We start from the raw sequence: 16,996 nt of genomic DNA on the forward strand, positions 1-16,996 counted from the left end.
GTGCCTCGCGTCGGGCCTCGCTCCTCGGTCCTGATGGTCATGCACGCAGCCGCAGAACTTGTCCGCGCGTCCGCCCGGGCCTGCCCGCGCATCGCCCACCCCCCGTGGCTCCCGCCTCACTCGCGCGTTCGCCCGGGCCTGCCCTGCGCGTCGCCCTCTGTGCCTCCCGCCTCACTCGCGCAGCCGTCCGGGCCGGTCCGCGCGTCCGCACACCGTCCGGCGCCTTCCGCCTCACTCCGGCAGCCGTGCTGGCCTGTCCGCGCGTCGCTCGGTGCCGCGTCGCGCTCCCTGTGTGCCCCGTCTTACTCGTGTAGTCGTCGGGCTCGTCCGAGGCGGTGGTAGGTGAAGGCCCAGCGGTCTTCGCCTACGTTGCGGCGGGTGTAGCGGTCGGGGTGCTGGTAGCGGTCGCGGTTGTGGAACTGGCAGGCCGGGCCGAGGAGTTTCAGGTCCGTGAGGCCGCCGGTGCTCCAGTTGTCGGCGTGGTCGATCTGGCACATGGTCGCCGGGAGCGGGCAGCCGTCGACCCAGCACGTGGCATACCGGGCGAAGATGGCCCGCCGCTGGGCAGGAGTCGCCAGACGGACCTTACGCCCCATGTCCAGGACCTGTCCCTCGGCGTTCATGACGATCCGCACCAGAGTCGAGGTCCGGGCGAGGCGGTGCACGCTGGAGACGGGCAGCACCTGCCCGGTCGCCAGCAGCAACCCCGGCGCTGTCCCCGGCGCGGTCCCCGGTGCCATCCCCAACGACGCACCCAGGAACGTGCCTGCCGACGCTCCCAGCGACGCACCCAAGAACGCCCCGGGCATCGTGCCCGCCGACGCACCCGGTGCTGCTGCGGGTGACGCCCCGGGAGCTGCTCCCGGTGATGCACCCCGCGATGCCCCCTGTGCGGCTCCTTGCGATGCCTCCTGCGCCGTCTCCGGTGTCGCTCGCCTGGCTCCCGGTGCCGTTCCCGATGCCCATCCGGGTGGTGTCTCCCGCTCCGGTCCGGGCCCGCCGGGCGTCGCTCCCGACGGTCCCGATGTCCCCGACGCCTGCGTCGCACGCGAGCAGCGCACCTCGCCACTGCACCGCCACGCGCCCTGGCCGTCGCACCGGCACGTGCTGTGGCCATGCCGGCAGTCCCCCGCAGGCCCAGGCCCGGCGTGGGTGTGACGTACGGAGGCGTCCTCGGGCGGAGGGTCCGGCCACGCCGCCTCCGAAGGCGCCACCTCCGTAGGCGCTGCCTGTGAGTGCGCCGCCTGCGAGTGCGCCGCCTGCGATGGCGGCGCATCCGAAGCCGTCGCGCCCGAAGACGCTATGTCCGAAGGTGCTGTGTCCGAAGGGGCAGCGTGCGAAGGCGCTGTGTGCCAATGCCCGCCACCGTGAGCAGGCCATGCTGACGCACCCCGCCGGACATGGGTTGCTCCGGACCGGGCCGCGCCGCGATCCCACCCATCGCCCTTGGCGGGCGCGGTCTCGTCGCTCTCGGCAGAGCCAGCGCTCGTGATGTTGTCGTCTTCGGCGGAGTCGGCGTTCGCGGCGTGGTCGCCCTCAGCAGCGGCGGTGCTTGCGGTGTCGCGCGGCTCGCACTCGCCGGGCCGCCGCTCACCGGCCCCGCGCTCACCGGCCCCGCGCTCACCGGCTCCCCAGCCACAAGGCTCCTCATCGCGAAGTCCGGTCGCAGCGTCGCCGGAGCCAGCGGCAGGGTCGGTGGCGGGGACAGCCTCGGCGATGTCGAGCCCGTCCGGGGTCTCGGGGCCGTCGGCGCCGCCCGCAGCACCCGGGTCGCCCATCACGTCTGAGACGGCGTCGTCGGCGGCGGTGTTTTCGGTGGCCGGGGCAGCGGGGTCTTGGGTGGCCGGGTCGGTGTCTTCGGTGGCCGGGTCGCTGGTGTCGTCGGCGGGGTGTGGGTTGTCGTCGGTGGGGTCGGTGTTGTCGGGGTCGGTGGGGAGGGATTCGGCGCTGACCACGACGAGGAGCTCGGCGGCGATCTTCTGCTCCAGCAGGGCGATCAGCGCGTCCGCCTGGCGTACCGTCAGCGGGCGGTCATCCCCCTGTGCCCTCAGCTTGGCGTACGCCTGCAACAAGGCCATCAACCGGGCGCCGGCCTCACGCGGCAGGTAGAACTCTCCTTCCACGCCGCCGCCCTTGCCCGGGCGGACCCGCAGGAACCGCCGCCCGTAATCGGCCCGCTCATCGCGTTCTTCCCCATCAGGGTCGAGCACCGCCCGCAGGTGGCGGCCGGCCTTGGCGACCTCCGCCGCCCCCGCTTTGCCGGCCAGGTCCACCAAGATCGGCTCCGCCAGGCCGGCCTGCTCATCCGATAGCCCGGCCACAGCGGCGCAGATGGCCTCCACCACCCCCGCCGCCAACTCACCCGCAGCGAACTTCTCCCGCACCTTGGGGAGGCGCGGCAACTCCGCCCCCAACGTGAGCAGGCGGCCCGCACCACCCACCGTCATCCCCCCACTCGTGCGCAACCAACACCGGGTGGAGGCATGGCCATGCTGCCTGGCCTGCCCCGCCCGATGCACCCGCCCCACCCGATCGGCCAGCGCGCTGGTGATCCGATCCCGGGCGAACAGCAACTCCTCCGCCTCGGCCAGGCACACATCCACGTCATCGGGAAGCGGCGTCAGCGCCAGCTCTTGGGCCACCTCACGAACCGACCCCACCACCACCCACGACGACCGCACACGACCCCGACCACGATCACGCCCACCCACACCGCCGGAAGCACCCGCACCCGGGCCGGCCGCGCCAGTGCCATTCGCGCCAGTGCCGTTCGCGCCAGTGCCGTTTGTGCCTGCAGCGTCCGCGCCGTCGGCAGCACCACGCGCGGCACCAAAGCCAGCACCAGCAGCGCCAGCAGCGTCCGGGCCAGTGATATCTGCACCGTCGGCAGCACCACGCGCGGCACCAAAGTCAGCGCCATCCGCACCGGCGGCAGCCGCACCATCAGCGTCCCCACGGGCGGCGCCCGCGTCAGATCCCGCGCTGTCGGCGGTCCAAGGCGCGGCGTTCGCGCCAGCGGCATTCGCACCAGTGCCATCCGCGCAATCGGCAGCCTCACGGGCGGCATCCGCGTCAGACCCCGCGCTGTCGGCGGCCCAACGCGCGATATCCGCGCCAGCGGCAGCCGCACCGGCGGCGGTCCTACGCGTGGCATCTGCGCAGTCGGTATCGGCGCCCTGACCGTCCGTGGTCTCGGCGCCTGGGGCGTCCGCCACCGGGCCGTTCGTGCTCTCGACAACGGGTGCGTCGGCGCGCTGCCGGAGCCCGAAGTCGATGATCGGGAAGGGATCGCGGGCGGATGAGCCGTCGGACGACCACAGCGGCGAGTTGGCGATCAGACGGTCCCACCACTCGCCATCGGCATCGTTCGAATGACGAAGGCGCTCAGGATCGATGTCGAACAGATCCATCACACCCTCCTCACTCGATTCGAACTGATGTATGGATTCTTTCACGCTGAGTGAGCAGGAAGCAAGCTCGCAAGCCCTCTGAGCTGGGGTCACAGGCGAGACGGAAATCCGGCCGGCTACTCGGCGTCACCGGTGACGGCTCGCTCGTACGAGCGGAGCGTCTCGACGAACATGCGCCGCTGCTCGCTCGTCAGCGGCTCAAGGGCGCTGCGCCAGGCACTGGCGCCACGGGCGAGCCAGGCGTCGACCGCCTCCCGGTTGGCCTCGGCGATGCTCACGATCGTCCGGCGGCGGTCCGCATCGTCCTCACGGCGGTCCACGACGCCCTTGCGGCTCAGGTCGCCCACCATCAGGCTCACGGTGGCCGGGGCGACCTCCAGGCGGGCGGCGAGCTCGTTCACCGTGAGCGGGCCGTCGAACAGCAGATAGGACAGCAGCGACAGGTGGCGCGGCGCCAGGTCGAGCGTCCGGAGCGACTCTGGAACGGGCATGCGCTTGGCACGCCCTACCAGACGCGGCATCAGCAGCAGGAGGGTACGGATCCCCTCGTCCAGGCTCAGTCCGTCATCCGTTGACATATATTGATCTCCAAAATAGCTTTGCTATCAAAGCAAACACTTCTGAGGCTGGGGAGCCATCGTCGCATGTCCGAATGGAACGACAAGATCATTGAAGAGTTCCGGGCGAACGCCGGCATGGTCGGCGGACCGTTCGAGGGGACACCGCTGATCCTGCTGACGACCACCGGTGCCAGAACGGGCGCCGCCCGGACGAACCCGGTCGCCTGCCGGCGTGACGGGGACAGGATCCTCGTGTTCGCCTCCAACGCGGGCGCGCCACGCCACCCGGACTGGTATCACAACCTGCTGGCCAATCCCACGGTGACCGTCGAGGTGGGCGACGGGACTGCGATCGAGACGTTCATCGCCACGGCCAGACCGCTGTCGGGCGAGGAGCGCGACCGCATCTATGCCCGGCAGGCCGAGGTGGCGCCGGTCTTCGCCGACTACCAGAAGAAAGCCTCCCGGGTCATCCCTGTCGTCGCCCTCTACCGGCGGGATCCCAAGCGCGCCCGGGCGCTCGGCGACGAGCTTGTACGGATCCACGACGGGATGCGGGCGGAGATGGCCGCGCTGCTGGCCGCGATCGAGGACGCGGCCGGGAACGCAGTCGAGGACGCGGCCGGGAACGCGGCCGAGGACGGGGCCGCCACGGGCATCCCGGTGAACCTGCCGGGTCGTGACCTGGAGGAGGCGCTGCGCGAGCGCTGCCTGTCCTTCTGCACGGCCTTCCACGAGCACCACATCAACGAGAGCGAGCGGGGCTTCCCCCTGCTGGAGCGGGCCTACCCCGGGCTGGCCCCGGCCCTCGACCGCCTGCGCGAAGAGCACGTGCGGCTGGCCGAGATCAGGGAGGACCTGCGCGCGGCGGTCGGCGAGGCGGGCTCCGGCGACCCGGCCGCCCTCAAGGACCGGTTCGCCCGCCTGTCGGCCGAGTTGGAGGCCCACTTCGCCCGCGAGGAGGAGCAACTCCTCGCCGCCCTGAACGCGCTCTGAGCAGCCTCTGTCCGAGCAGACTCCGGCAGAACGTCGCGAGCGGGAATCCAGGATGACGCAGGGCCGACCCGCCACGGCTCCCCGGCCCGTTTCGCGTGTGAGAGCCCCACGTCGCCGGCCGTGACCTACGACTTTCCGGACTCGTGGTCGGCCACGATGGCGTCGATGCGGGCGGCGAGCTTGTAGTCGAGGTCGGTCAGGCCTCCGGCGTCGTGGGTGGTCAGCGCCAGGTGGAGGGTGCGCCATCGGATGTCGATATCGGGATGGTGGTTGAGCGCCTCGGCCTGCTCGGCGATGTCGTTCACGATCGCGATGGCCGTACGGAAGTCTCGGGCGACCACGGTCCTGCGGATCGTGTCTCCCTCCCGGCGCCATTCGGAAGCCTCGTACATGAGATCAGGACATCACGAAACTCGGCCGATTGTGTAGATTCGCCGCGTGGACGAGCAGGCGGACGAGCAGGTGAGCGAGCAGGTCGACGCGCTGCGGCGGGAGCTGTGCGAGTACGGGCGGCGGGCGGCGGCCCTCGGCCTGGTGATCGGTACGTCGGGCAACCTGAGCGCCCGCGACGGTGACCTGGTGGTCGTCACGCCATCGGGCGTGGCGCTCGACCGGCTGAGCCCGGAGGACTGCCCGGTGGTCGACCTCGACGGGCGGGTCGTACGGGGGGAGCGCAAGCCCTCCTCCGAGACGCCGATGCATCTCGCGCTGTATCGGGAGACCGGGGCCCGGGCGGTGGTGCACACCCACTCGGTCTTCGCGACCGTGGTCGCCTCGACCATGACCGAGCTGCCGCCGATCCACTACAACGCCCTGCTGCTCGGCGGCGCCGTACGGGTGGCCCCGTACGCGACGTACGGCACGCCGGAGCTGGCCCGCAACGTGATCGCGGCGATCGAGGGCAGGCAGGCCGCCCTGATGGCCAATCACGGCGCGGTGACGATCGGCGGCGGCGATGAAGGCGGCATGGAGCAGGCGTTCGAGGCGACCCGCCTGCTGGAGTGGCTGTGCGAGGTCTACGTCCGCGCCCTCGGGGTGGGCCGGCCCACGGTGCTCACCGAGGACCAGCTCACCGCCGTCATCGAGCGCGCCCTGCAGGGCTGACGCGACCGGCTGGACGCAACCGGCTGGACAAGACCGCCTAACCGAGGACGACCTTCCGGGCGAGGCCGAGCGGGAGGCCGCCGGAGCCCGCGATCGTGTCGTGGAAGGTCCGCAGGTCGCCCGTGTAGTCCGCCCGGATGCGCTCGATCTCCAGCGCGCCCGTGAGGTAGGACGGCGCCTGGGTGGGCCAGGCGCAGTAGCGGCTGACCTCACCGGCGGCGGTGCCCGGCGACAGCGACGCCTTCGTGGTCAGGAACTCCTCCGCCTGCTCGATCGACATGTCGTCGCAGTGCAGCGCGGTGTCCACCACGATCCGGGCGGCCCGCCAGATGCGGCAGTCGAGGTGGGCGAGCTCGGTCTGGGGCGTGTCGAAGTAGCCCTGCTCGTGCATGAGCTTCTCGACGTAGAGCCCCCAGCCCTCCACGAAGTAGGGCGTACGGAAGATCTTGCGGGCGCGGTGCGGGTTGCCGGCCATCCAGGACAGGTGCCAGTGGTGGCCGGGGTAGGCCTCGTGCACGCTGATCGAGGGCATCTGGGGGCGGGAGTTGGTCCGCAGCCGCTGCCGCACCTGCTCCTCGGTGAAGCCGTCCGGCGTGTACGGCACGAAGAACACGCCGTCGCGCGAGGACGACAGCGGCGGCGGGGCGAGGTAGCTGGCCACGGCGATGATGGGCCGCTGGAACTCCGGAGACGGCTCGACCCGGCACACCTCCCCCTCGGGGAAGGTCACCAGGCCGCGCTCGCGGACGAACTCGCGCGCCCGCTGCGTCTCGGCCTCGTATTCGGCGCGCATGGCCTCCAGGGTCGGCGGGTGGTCGTCCATGAGCGACTCCATCGCCTCCCGCCAGCTCCCGGAGCCGAGGCGGGCGGCGACCTCGGTCATCTGCCCGTCCAGCTCGGCCCAGGCCTGGCGGCCCTTCTCGTGCAGCTCGGCGGCGCCATAGCCGAGCATCTCCTGCTCGCGCAGCAGCGCGGAGTAGAGCTCCTCGCCCATCCGCCAGGTGCCCCTGGCCTCGAAGCCCTCCAGGAACCGGACCAGCCCGTCGAACGCGTCGGCGGCGGGCTCGGCGGCGCTCGCCAGCCGCGCCCGCAGGTCCGGGTCGCCGACCAGTGCGGGCAGCGTCTCGGTCAGGAAGCGGCGTCCCGTACGGGCCTGGTCGAGGCCGCGCTTGACGAGCAGGCCGGCGGCGAGGCCGGGGTCCAGGTTGGCCTGGCAGGCGGCGAGCACGGCGGGCACCTCGGCCAGCCGCGCGACGGCGGCGTCGACCAGCTCGGCCTCCGGCTTGAGGCGCTGCTGGAACGGCGTGAACATCGACGCGAAGATCACCCCGAGGTAGGCGGCCGGTTCGCGCCGCCACTCCGGCCAGCGGGCCTGCGCGATCTGCCCGCGCAGGTGCGCGACGACCAGGTCCCTGTCGATCTCGTCCTCGGGGCTCTCGGGCGTCGCCTCCGACAACTTGCGCAGCCACTCCTCGGCCGCCCGCTCCCTCGCCGCGAAGCCGCTCGCGCTGAGGTCGCCCAGCGTACGGTCGTATCCGTCGGCTCCGAGGAGGGATGCCCTGACCGGGTTTTCGGCCAGGTACCAGTCAATGAACTCGTCCACCAGCGTCATAGCGCTCGACTCTATCCGCGACACTTGGGTAGAAGCCCCCAGATAAGGAGCGATTGGTGCCCCTGCAGATCACCGGCGCCCCGAGCGACCCCGACCTGATCCGGCTGCCGTGGGACGTCCCCCTCGAAGAGTGGCCCGTCCACCACCTGGTGACGCTGCCGCGCGGCATCTCGCGTCACGTGGTGCGCTTCGCCCGGCTCAGCGGCCGGGTGTACGCGATCAAGGAGATCAGCACCAGGTATGCCAAGCGGGAGTACCAGCTCCTGTGGGACCTGGCGCGGCAGGACGCCCCCGCCGTCGAGCCGGTCGCCGTCGTCACCGGCAGGACCACCCCGGACGGCACCGAGCTGGACTCGGCCCTGATCACGCGGCACCTGCAGTTCTCGCTGCCCTACCGCGCGGTGCTGTCGGGGTCGGTGCGGCCCGACACGCTGATCCGCCTGCTCGACGCGCTCGCGGTCCTGCTCGTACGGCTGCACCTGAGCGGCTTCTACTGGGGCGACTGCTCGCTGTCGAACACGCTGTTCCGGCGGGACGCCGGGGCGTTCGCGGCCTACCTGGTGGACGCCGAGACCGGGGAGCTCCATCCGGCGATCAGCGAGGGCCAGCGGTCGCACGACATCGACGTGGCGCACGTCAACATCTATGGCGAGATGCTCGACCTGGAGGCGGGCGGGCTGCTCCACCCGACCATCGACCCGCTGGCCTTCGCCGAGCAGCTCGTCGAGCGCTACCAGCGGCTGTGGGACGAGCTGACCGAGGACGAGATCATCGAGGAGGTCGACTGGCACCGCGTGGACCAGCGGGTGCGCCGCCTCAACTCGCTCGGCTTCGACGTCGCGGAGATGATGGTGCGCCGCAAGGCCGGCACGTCCCGCCTGATCGTCCGGCCGAAGGTCGTCGACGCCGGGCACCACCAGCGCCGCCTGCTGCGCCTGACCGGCCTCGACGTTGAGGAGAACCAGGCCAGGCGGCTGCTCAACGACCTCGACTCGTTCCGGGTGTCCACCGGCCTGCGGCACGAGGACGAGGCGATCGTGGCCCACCGATGGCTGGCCGAGGTGTTCCAGCCGGTGGTGAACGCGATCCCGGCCGACCTGCGGCGCAAGCTGGAGCCCGCCCAGCTCTTCCACGAGGTGCTCGACCACCGCTGGTACATGTCGGAGGCCGCGGGCAGGGACGTCGGCCTGGAGGCGGCGGTGCGGTCCTACGTGGACAACGTCCTGGTGCACAAGCCCGACGAGAAGGCCGTGATCGTCACGTCGGATCCCCTGTCTCCCTGACAAGGCTCGCAAGATACTGAGCGGCCTCGGGGATCCGGTCCTCGCCGAAGACGCGGATGCCGTTCAGCTCGAGCAGCGCGGTCGTCACGCCCTGCCCGGGGGTGGTCCTCCCCCGGTGGCTCCCGTCGTAGATCCGCAGGGACCCGCACGACGGGCTGCCCTCCTTGAGGATCGCGACCCGTACGCCGCGGGACTGGGCGACGGCGAGGGCCTGCCGCGCCCCGGAGACGAACGCGGCGGTGACGTCGTCGCCCTCCGGTGTCAGGATCCGGGCCTCGCCCGCCAGGACGGCCGCGCCGCCCGCGCCGCCCTCGATCTCGGCGGGCGGCCGGGGAACGGGCAGCCCGCCCTCGACCTCGGGGCAGAACCGCACCAGACGTCCCTCGGCGCGCCAGCGGGCGAGCAGCTCGTCGTCGCTGGTCTTGGCCCCGCCGTCGTAGCGCACCCGGCTGCCGAGCAGACAGGCGCTGACGAGAATCCGTTCCACGCCTCCCATTCTCGCCACCGTACGGCGGTGCACGTGCCGGCCCCGACGACATGAGGAAAGCTCACGAAAATCGGAATTACCATTCCAAGAGGAAGAATTCTTATTCTTCCGGACTAATCCATTTATCCGAGCCGTTTTCGGCCCGGGATGCCCGTCCACCTGCTCCTCTAGTGTTGGCCGCGCTGCACCGGCTGTGCGGGGAAAGGGTGTCCCGGTGGATCTGCGCCACGACGTACATCACGGCATACACGAGGAGCTCGTCGCTTTGCGCGAACGCGCGCCCGAGATCACGGGAGCGCTCACCTGCACGATCGACGGCATGCTCGTGACGACGGACCTGACCGCCGACACCGAGCAGACCGCGGCGCTCACGTCGGCGCTGCTGTCGCTGAGCCGGAAGATGACCGACCTCGCCAGGATCGGGCTGCTGAAGGAGACGCTGATCTCCGGCACCCAGGGACACACCGCGTGTTACGCCGCGGGCCCCACGCTCGTCCTCGCCGTCCGCACGTGTCAGGGAGCCGATCTCCGCCAGCTCCGGATCGAGGGGCTCAGGGCGGCGAACAGGATCGCCGCCCTCGCCGGACGCGGATGACCACCCGGCCGGGTCACACCCTCCCGGTCAACTCGGTGATCGCCTCCGCGATGACCGGCCAGAGCGGGCGGGGCAGGTCGTGGCCCATTCCGGGGAAGGTCAGCAGCTTCGCGCCGGGGATGGCGTCCGCGGTCGCGGTCCCGCCTTCGAGGGTGACCAGCGGGTCGTCCTCGCCGTGGATCACCAGCGCGGGCACCGAGAGCCCGCGCAGCCCCTCCGTACGGTCGGCCGACCTCCGGATCGCGATGAACTGCCGGGCGGTGCCCGCGGGGTCGAACGCCCGGTCGTAGGCCTCCCCGGCCAGGCGGGTGATCCGCTCGACGTCCATCTCGTAGCCGGGAGAGCCGATGACCCGCGCGTTCTCCAGGGCGCGGACGATCGCCCCGTCGCGGTCCTGCGGGGCGGGCGCCGTCAGCGCAGCCATGGCCTCCTCGGTCGCCCGCCCCACGCGGGGCCCGGGGGTGGACATGATCGAGGTCAGCGTACGGACCCGGGCGGGGTGGCGGATGGCGAGGGCCTGGGCGATCATGCCGCCCATCGACGCGCCCACCACGTGGGCGCTCTCCCAGCCCAGCACGTCCATCAGGCCGGCCGTGTCGTCGGCCATGTCGTCCAGGAGGTAGGAGGGGGCGGGCGCGTCGCCGTCCGCCGGGGTGAAGTGGGTGGACAGGCCCACGTCCCGGTTGTCGAACCGGACGACGCGGTGACCCGACTCCACGAGCAGGCCGATGAACTCCTCGGGCCAGCTGATCATCTGTGCTCCGAGCCCCATGATGAGGACGACCGGACGTCCCCCGGGCTCGCCGAACACCTCGTAGCAGATCTCGATGCCGTTAGCCGTCGCACGCATGCGAGCCAGAATTTCATTCGGTTTGCCCTGCCGCAAGCACCACCTGACCAGATCTGTACGGTTGTGTGATGTGGTGTCGCAAATGACCCGCCGGCGGCGGAGACTCGTCCTGCTCATCTGCTGCATGAGCCTGCTGATCGTGTCTCTCGACAACACGATCGTCAACGTCGCACTGCCGTCGCTCGGGCACGACCTGCACGCCCCGATCTCCGGCCTCCAGTGGACGGTGGACGCCTACACGCTGACGCTCGCGAGCCTGCTGATGCTGGCCGGCTCGACGGCCGACCGGATAGGGCGCCGCCGCACGTTCCAGACCGGCCTGGTGGTCTTCACGGCGGGGTCGTTGCTGTGCAGCCTCGCTCCGAGCCTGGGCTGGCTGGTGGCCGCCCGGATCGTCCAGGCCGTCGGCGGGTCGATGCTCAACCCGGTGGCCATGTCGATCATCACGAACACGTTCACCGACCGCAGGGAGCGGGCCCAGGCGATCGGCGTGTGGGGCGGCGTGGTCGGCGTCAGCATGGCACTCGGCCCGGTCGTCGGCGGCCTGCTCACCGACACGGTGAACTGGCGGGCCATCTTCTGGATCAACGTGCCGATCGGCCTGCTCGCCCTGTTCCTGACCTGGCGCTTCGTCCCGGAGTCGAAGGCGCCGTCGGCGCGCAGGCTCGACCCGATCGGGCAGCTGCTGGTCATCGTCCTGCTCGGCACGCTCACGTACGGGATCATCGAGGGCCGGGCCGCGGGCCCCGCCGTGAGCGCCGTCGGCTTCATCCTCGCGGCGGCGGCCCTGGCCGCGCTGATCGTCTGGGAGCTGCGCAGGCCCGAACCCCTCATCGACATGCGGTTCTTCCGCAGCGCGCCGTTCTCGGGCGCGGCCGTCATGGCGGTGTCGGGCTTCGCCTCCCTGGGCGCCTTCCTGTTCCTCAACACGCTATATCTGCAGAGCCATCGCGGTCTTTCCGCCCTCGCCGCGGGGCTGTGCACGCTGCCGGTCGCGGGGATCACGACGGTCGTGGGGCCGCTGTCGGGCCGGCTCGTCGGCACCCGCGGCCCGCGCCTGCCGTCCGTCGTCGCGGGCGTGTGCCTCGCCGTGGCCGGGTGGCTGCTGTCGCAGGTGACGCTCACCACGCCGCTTCCGCTGCTGCTCGGCATCTACGTGATCTTCGGTGTCGGGTTCGGCCTGCTCAACCCTCCGATCACCAACACCGCGGTCTCCGGGATGCCGATCGCGCAGGCGGGGGTGGCCGCCGCGGTCGCCTCGACCAGCAGGCAGGTCGGCCAGTCTCTCGGCGTGGCCATCGCGGGATCGATGGCCTCCAGCGCCGCGGCCCATCGGGTCAACGCCCTGTACGGCCTGATCGTGCTGGCGGTCGCCCTCCTGACGACCGGCCGCTGGGCCAGGGCCACGGCCGAGCGTACGGCGGCGCGGCTCGCTGAGAGCCCGCAGGTCACCCTGTCACAGGGGTGAAGCCGGCGCCCGCGAGCACCCTGCGGCCCTCATTGGACAGGAGGAGGTCGACGAACTCCCTGGTCAGGGCGATGTTCTCGGTGCCGGGGACGGTCGCGACCAGGTAGTCGAGGGCCGCCTTCGCCGCCTCGGGGACGTCCACGCCCTCCACCGCTCCCCCCGCCGCCCTGACGTCCGTACGGTAGACCAGCGCGGCGTCCGCCTTCCCGAGCCTGACCTTGTCGAGCGCCGCCGCGGCGTCCCGCTCCCGGCTCGCCGGCGTGACGGTCACGCCCGCGTCGGCGAGCGCGATGCCCGCGCCCGTCCCGCACGGCGCCGTCTCGGCGCACAGGGCCACCGTGACGCCGGGGGCGGCCAGGTCCTTCAGGTTCGCGACGTGGGCGGGGTTCCCCTTCGGCACGGCGATCTGGAGGCTGTCGCGCGCGAAGACCCGCGCGTTCGGCGCCCTCGACGCGCGCATGGCCGCCTCTCCTGCCGCGGCGAACAGGTCGGCGCGCGCTCCCCCCGCGATCCGCCGCGCCAGCGCGTCGCTGCCGCCGAAGTCGAACCGTACGGCGACGCCGGGATGGGTGGCCTCGAACGTCCTGCCGAGCGGGCCGAACGTCCCGGTGAGCGAGGTGTCGGCGAACACGGTGAGCGTCTTCCCCTCGCCGCCGCCGCAGCCGGTCACCGCGAGCAGCACCAACGCGAGCGCCACTCGGATAACCGGTGTGACATGGTTCACCTTGGGATATATGCCCTAAGCAGGCGTTTAAAGGTCATGCCCGGCGAAAGACTCCCTATTGGGGACAAACCTACTGAACGAGGAGAGACATCTTGAGCGTCAACCCTTCCTCCAGAATGCGTGAGAGCAGCCAGCCCTGGCTTCACCAGAGGGGCACCGAGATACAGGCGTTCGGCACCGTGCGCGACTTCCCGGTCGGGATGTCGAGGGAGACCCGCGAATACTCCTGCCAGCGGCTCAACCAGATCCTGGCCGACACGCAGATCCTCTACAGCCTCTACAAGAAGCACCACTGGCTCATGCGGGGCCCGACCTTCTACCAGCTCCACCTGCTCCTCGACAAGCACGCGAGCGAACAGCTCCCGATCATCGACGCCGTCGCCGAACGCATCCAGACCCTCGGCGGCGTCGCGGTCGGCGATCCCCGCCAGGTGGCGGAGATGACCGTGATCCCGCGCCCGCCGGACGGCGTGGAGGAGGTGCCCGCCATGCTCTCCCGGCTCCTGGAGGCGCACGAGACGATCCTGGTCGCCGCGCACGACGCCGCCTCCCGTGCCGCCGAGATGGGCGACGACGGCACCAACGACCTGCTCGTCTCCGAGGTCATCCGTACGGGTGAGCTGCAGGCGTGGTTCCTCGCCGAGCATCTCGTGGACACGCCGCTCGTCCGCTCCTGACCCGCGTACCCGGCCCGGGCGTCACCCCGTGACGCTCGGGCGGCCGTTCTCGATGTGTCCCATCAGCCGCCGGGCGAACCCGTCATGCCCGGCCACGCCGATCACCAGGTCGTACCACCCGGTGGGGGCGTGCCACTCGACGCGGGCGGTGGCTCCCGGCTCGACCCGTACCGTACGCGCCTCGCCTCCGTAGGCCAGCGGGGTGACCGACACCTCGGCGGGGAGGGGTCCAGGGTTCGCCACGTCGATCACGACGGCGCGGGCCGCGGCGTCGATCGCACTGGTGACCTCCACCGGGTCGGCCGTCCCGCCCCGGAACTCCCGGCGGAACCCGTTCGGCCCGACGAGCACCAGGTCGTAGGTCGGGCAGGGGAAGTAGACCACCTCCTCCGCCGTGCCGAGCACGTCGAAGTGCAGCGGCGTGGCCACCTCGCCGAGGTAGCCGTACAGGATGAAGTGGGCGGAGGCGGTGCCGGAGTTGCGCATCGCGATCTCCACCGCCCGTCCGCGCACGACCGCCTCCGCGTCCGGCTGGTATGGCAGCGCGCGGGCGGGCTTGACCCCCGGCTCCTGCACCGGCATCCGCTGCTCATCGGGCACCTGGGGATACCACCGGTTCCCGGCCGGCACCGAGCGCGGGGCGGCCGCGGTCTCCACCGGCGGCGAAACGGGAGGCGGGGTCATGGGCGTGCCGAAGTCGAAGGCGGAGGTGAGGTCGCCCGCCACCCGGCGCCGCCATTCGCCGATCGGCGCGGTGATCCCGAACCGGCGCTCCAGGAACCGTACGGTCGAGGTGTGGTCGAACGTCTCCGAGCAGACGTGGCCGCCCACGCTCCACGGCGACACGACGATCATGGGCACGCGGACGCCGAGGCCGAGCGGCCGCCCGCCGACGAACTCCCCGGGGGTGCCGCCGGGCGGGACCGGCGGCGGCACGTGGTCGAAGAAGCCGTCGTTCTCGTCGTACGTGACTAACAGCGCGGTGCGCGCCCAGACCTCGGGGTGGGACCCCAGCGCGTCGAGCAGCCGGTAGAGGATCCGCCCGCCCTCCACGGCGGACGATCCCTCCGGGTGCTCGCAGTCGGCCAGCGAGGGCACGACGTACGACACCTCGGGCAGGCGGCCGGCGGCGACGTCGGCGGCGAACCACTCCCCGAGGCCGCCCGCAGGGGCACGGCGCAGCGCCCGGTCGTAGAGGTCTCGGTCGGCCGGCTCCAGGGCGGCCACCCGCGCCTCCAGCTCCGCGAGCAACGGCGCCGGGTCCTCCGCCGCCCGCACCTTCTCGTAGAACGCGCGCATGCTGCCCAGCCCGAGCCGGTCCATCACGGCCACGTACGGCCGGAAGAACTCCAGGTTGTTGCACTCGTAGTTGTCCCACTCCTGGTAGACCTGCCAGGTGTGGCCGGCCCGCGTCAGCAGCTCGGGCACGGTGACCCAGTCGTAGCCCGGGTGCCCCTCCGCCCCCTCGGACGCGACGTTGTCCAGCGCGCGCTGCCGGGTGCCCGGCTCGTAGCCCGTGTGACCGGTCATGTGGTAGTTGCGGTTGGGCGTCGTCGAACTCAGCAGCGAGCAGTGGTAGGCGTCGCAGATCGTGAACGTGTCGGCCAGCTCGTAGTGGAAGGGCAGGTCGCGCCGGTCGTAGTAGGCCATCGAGCCGGGCCCCTTGCTCGCGACCCAGCCGTCGTTCCAGCCCAGGGCCCAGGCGTTCTGGGTGCCGAGCCAGGTGTGGTCGTGGGTGTCGAGCAGCATCGGGTCGGCACCGGCCCGCTCGGCCGCCTCCCGTACGGAGAAGGGCAGCACGCCGTCCTGTTCGAAGATCGGCCGCCACGCTCGGGTGGACACCGCGTTGCGGTCGCCGAATCCCCGCACCCCGCGCATCCGCCCGAAGTAGTGGTCGAACGAGCGGTTCTCCAGCATGACGAAGACGACGTGCTCGACGTCGGCCAGGCTCCCCGGCGGGACCGGCCGGGCCAGCGCCCGGAGCAGGGAGGGCGGCAACGAGGATCCGGCCGTCATGGGCGTCCCTTTCAGGAAGAATCAGGCGAAACGCCCACAACTTAACAGTGCCGTGTCGTCACACGAGTACGCGCCTGCCCGCCTCCACCGGCGGCGGCAGGTGCACGCGGCCCAGCTCACGCAGGGCCCGGGCGGCACCCGTACGACGGGCCAGCGCGAGCGCCTGCCGGGCGAGGTCGGCCGCCTGGTCCCGCTCGTGCGCCTCGGCGTACGCGTGCGCCCTGCGGGCCAGCCCGTACGCGGCCAGATAGGCAGGCACGGACAGGGGCGGCTCGCTCTCAAGGATCTCGATCGCGCCTCCCGGCCGCCCGAGGTCGACCAGGCAGCCCGCGCACAGCTCCGCCCCCGCCTCGCATTCCTCAAGGCAGCGGTGGCACGGCTCTATCTCGCCCGCCAGCGCGTGCGCCTGGGCCTCGTGCCGCCGGGACAGCGTGCCGACCTCGGCCGGGACCCCAGCACGCTCGCGGGCGGCCACGGCCGCCGCGACGATCTCGCCCGGCTCGGCGGCGTCGACCAGCCCGGCCCGCTGGACCAGCGCGAAGGCCTCGGTGAGAGGATCGCCGGTCTCGCGTGCCTCCCGGATCGCCCGGTCGGACCAGGCCCGCGCCCCCGGCGCGTCGCCCGCCTCGTGCCCCATCCCGCTGATCAGCTCGGCGTCGCGGGCGGCGAGCGCGACCAGCGCACCCCGCACGGACGACCCGGCGTCGCGGCGGAACGCCTCGATGCCCGCGAAGACGGGCCGCAGCGCCGCCACGAGATCGGCGGGCCGCGCGTACGGCGCGGCGCAGGCGTCGAGCATCCGCTCGAAGTAGCCGGCCGTGGCGGCGTCGGCGCGCCAGGGACGCTCGACGGCCCGGCCGACCCGCTCCTCCTCCTCTTCGGAGAACAGGCCCGGCATCAGCGGAATGCCGGTCAGGTGGTGCCACAGCACGGTGCCCGACGACGGACCGACGAACAGGTCCGCCTCGTCCATGCCGAAGACGCGGGACAGCAGCTCGACATGGCCGGGATCCGGCCGCCGCTCCCCCGTCTCCCATGCGCGCACCGCCTCCGCGGGCGGGGGCTCGGTCTCCTGGGTCTCCTCCGCGGCCTCGTTCAGCCGTTCTTCCAGGTCCCGGCGCCTCCACAGGCGGCCGCGGCGCAGCGCTCGCAGCCGGGCGGCCCAGTGCGGGACGTCAATTCTGATCATCGGCACTCCCCCGGTTCTGTCGGTG

The 16,996-nt window shown here is 71.9% G+C and carries 16 protein-coding genes; 6 read left to right on the forward strand and 10 right to left on the reverse strand.

What is annotated here, in order from left to right; all coding sequences use genetic code 11:
- Positions 1-302: 302 nt before the first annotated feature.
- The 3 genes from OHB01_RS01640 to OHB01_RS01650 form a co-directional block, all read right to left on the reverse strand.
- Positions 303-2,642: a DUF222 domain-containing protein gene (locus OHB01_RS01640; protein ID WP_328854842.1), complete on the reverse strand. Its 2,340-nt coding sequence runs from the start codon at positions 2,640-2,642 to the stop codon at positions 303-305.
- Positions 2,621-2,956, reverse strand: a complete 336-nt coding sequence (locus tag OHB01_RS01645) for a hypothetical protein (protein ID WP_328854843.1) — start codon at positions 2,954-2,956, stop codon at positions 2,621-2,623. The genes OHB01_RS01640 and OHB01_RS01645 overlap by 22 nt, the downstream gene beginning before the upstream one ends.
- A 570-nt stretch (positions 2,957-3,526) precedes the next feature.
- A complete protein-coding gene (locus OHB01_RS01650; protein ID WP_142651088.1) occupies positions 3,527-3,988 on the reverse strand; it encodes a MarR family winged helix-turn-helix transcriptional regulator in 462 nt (153 codons plus the stop codon).
- A 66-nt stretch (positions 3,989-4,054) separates the two neighbouring features.
- On the opposite strand from OHB01_RS01650, the gene OHB01_RS01655 reads away from it, so the two are divergent.
- On the forward strand, positions 4,055-4,966 hold the full coding sequence (locus OHB01_RS01655) for a nitroreductase/quinone reductase family protein (RefSeq protein ID WP_328709358.1): 912 nt from the start codon (positions 4,055-4,057) through the stop codon (positions 4,964-4,966).
- A 125-nt stretch (positions 4,967-5,091) separates the two neighbouring features.
- Here the strand turns inward: OHB01_RS01655 and OHB01_RS01660 are convergent, their stop codons facing one another.
- Positions 5,092-5,358: a 4a-hydroxytetrahydrobiopterin dehydratase gene (locus OHB01_RS01660; RefSeq protein WP_142625170.1), complete on the reverse strand. Its 267-nt coding sequence runs from the start codon at positions 5,356-5,358 to the stop codon at positions 5,092-5,094.
- A gap of 46 nt (positions 5,359-5,404) precedes the next feature.
- Here OHB01_RS01660 and OHB01_RS01665 point away from each other — a divergent pair, with 46 nt between their 5' ends.
- Entirely contained in the window at positions 5,405-6,070 is a 666-nt protein-coding gene (locus tag OHB01_RS01665) for a class II aldolase/adducin family protein (RefSeq protein WP_261986045.1), read from the forward strand.
- A 37-nt stretch (positions 6,071-6,107) separates the two neighbouring features.
- Here OHB01_RS01665 and OHB01_RS01670 read toward each other — a convergent pair whose 3' ends face one another.
- The gene (locus tag OHB01_RS01670; protein ID WP_142651090.1) at positions 6,108-7,682 is read right to left on the reverse strand and encodes a DUF885 domain-containing protein; all 1,575 of its coding nucleotides are present in this window, start codon (positions 7,680-7,682) and stop codon (positions 6,108-6,110) included.
- Between the two features lie 56 nt (positions 7,683-7,738).
- On the opposite strand from OHB01_RS01670, the gene OHB01_RS01675 reads away from it, so the two are divergent.
- Positions 7,739-8,965, forward strand: coding sequence for a DUF4032 domain-containing protein (locus tag OHB01_RS01675; protein ID WP_185949076.1), 1,227 nt, complete (start codon positions 7,739-7,741; stop codon positions 8,963-8,965).
- On the opposite strand, the gene OHB01_RS01680 is transcribed toward OHB01_RS01675, so the two are convergent.
- On the reverse strand, positions 8,940-9,452 hold the full coding sequence (locus OHB01_RS01680; protein ID WP_142651091.1) for a DUF523 domain-containing protein: 513 nt from the start codon (positions 9,450-9,452) through the stop codon (positions 8,940-8,942). The two genes, OHB01_RS01675 and OHB01_RS01680, sit on opposite strands and share 26 nt — an antisense overlap.
- 214 nt (positions 9,453-9,666) lie before the next feature.
- On the opposite strand from OHB01_RS01680, the gene OHB01_RS01685 reads away from it, so the two are divergent.
- Positions 9,667-10,047 carry a roadblock/LC7 domain-containing protein gene (locus tag OHB01_RS01685; protein WP_260617488.1) on the forward strand — a complete coding sequence of 127 codons (381 nt, stop codon included), beginning with the start codon at positions 9,667-9,669 and terminating at the stop codon, positions 10,045-10,047.
- Between the two features lie 13 nt (positions 10,048-10,060).
- Here the strand turns inward: OHB01_RS01685 and OHB01_RS01690 are convergent, their stop codons facing one another.
- Positions 10,061-10,897, reverse strand: a complete 837-nt coding sequence (locus OHB01_RS01690) for an alpha/beta hydrolase (protein WP_328854844.1) — start codon at positions 10,895-10,897, stop codon at positions 10,061-10,063.
- A gap of 82 nt (positions 10,898-10,979) precedes the next feature.
- On the opposite strand from OHB01_RS01690, the gene OHB01_RS01695 reads away from it, so the two are divergent.
- Positions 10,980-12,365, forward strand: a complete 1,386-nt coding sequence (locus OHB01_RS01695; RefSeq protein WP_328854845.1) for an MFS transporter — start codon at positions 10,980-10,982, stop codon at positions 12,363-12,365.
- On the opposite strand, the gene modA is transcribed toward OHB01_RS01695, so the two are convergent.
- Entirely contained in the window at positions 12,346-13,062 is a 717-nt protein-coding gene (modA, locus tag OHB01_RS01700; protein ID WP_261986044.1) for a molybdate ABC transporter substrate-binding protein, read from the reverse strand. The two genes, OHB01_RS01695 and modA, sit on opposite strands and share 20 nt — an antisense overlap.
- Before the next feature lie 143 nt (positions 13,063-13,205).
- On the opposite strand from modA, the gene OHB01_RS01705 reads away from it, so the two are divergent.
- Positions 13,206-13,766, forward strand: coding sequence for a Dps family protein (locus tag OHB01_RS01705; protein ID WP_142651105.1), 561 nt, complete (start codon positions 13,206-13,208; stop codon positions 13,764-13,766).
- A gap of 21 nt (positions 13,767-13,787) precedes the next feature.
- On the opposite strand, the gene OHB01_RS01710 is transcribed toward OHB01_RS01705, so the two are convergent.
- Together OHB01_RS01710 and OHB01_RS01715 are read right to left on the reverse strand one after the other, a co-directional pair.
- On the reverse strand, positions 13,788-15,782 hold the full coding sequence (locus OHB01_RS01710) for a phosphocholine-specific phospholipase C (protein ID WP_328854846.1): 1,995 nt from the start codon (positions 15,780-15,782) through the stop codon (positions 13,788-13,790).
- A gap of 58 nt (positions 15,783-15,840) precedes the next feature.
- A complete protein-coding gene (locus tag OHB01_RS01715) occupies positions 15,841-16,971 on the reverse strand; it encodes a hypothetical protein (protein ID WP_328854847.1) in 1,131 nt (376 codons plus the stop codon).
- Between the last annotated feature and the right edge of the window lie 25 nt (positions 16,972-16,996).

The sequence above is a fragment of the Microbispora hainanensis genome (assembly GCF_036186745.1).
Classification (GTDB): domain Bacteria; phylum Actinomycetota; class Actinomycetes; order Streptosporangiales; family Streptosporangiaceae; genus Microbispora.

Coding starts and splice junctions, on each gene's coding strand:
- OHB01_RS01650 (WP_142651088.1), bottom strand. CDS start 3,988: ATGTCAACGGATGACGGACTGAGCCTGGACGAGGGGATCCGTACCCTC.
- OHB01_RS01655 (WP_328709358.1), top strand. CDS start 4,055: ATGTCCGAATGGAACGACAAGATCATTGAAGAGTTCCGGGCGAACGCC.
- OHB01_RS01660 (WP_142625170.1), bottom strand. CDS start 5,358: ATGTACGAGGCTTCCGAATGGCGCCGGGAGGGAGACACGATCCGCAGG.
- OHB01_RS01670 (WP_142651090.1), bottom strand. CDS start 7,682: ATGACGCTGGTGGACGAGTTCATTGACTGGTACCTGGCCGAAAACCCG.
- OHB01_RS01690 (WP_328854844.1), bottom strand. CDS start 10,897: ATGCGTGCGACGGCTAACGGCATCGAGATCTGCTACGAGGTGTTCGGC.
- OHB01_RS01695 (WP_328854845.1), top strand. CDS start 10,980: ATGACCCGCCGGCGGCGGAGACTCGTCCTGCTCATCTGCTGCATGAGC.
- OHB01_RS01705 (WP_142651105.1), top strand. CDS start 13,206: ATGCGTGAGAGCAGCCAGCCCTGGCTTCACCAGAGGGGCACCGAGATA.
- OHB01_RS01710 (WP_328854846.1), bottom strand. CDS start 15,782: ATGACGGCCGGATCCTCGTTGCCGCCCTCCCTGCTCCGGGCGCTGGCC.
- OHB01_RS01715 (WP_328854847.1), bottom strand. CDS start 16,971: ATGATCAGAATTGACGTCCCGCACTGGGCCGCCCGGCTGCGAGCGCTG.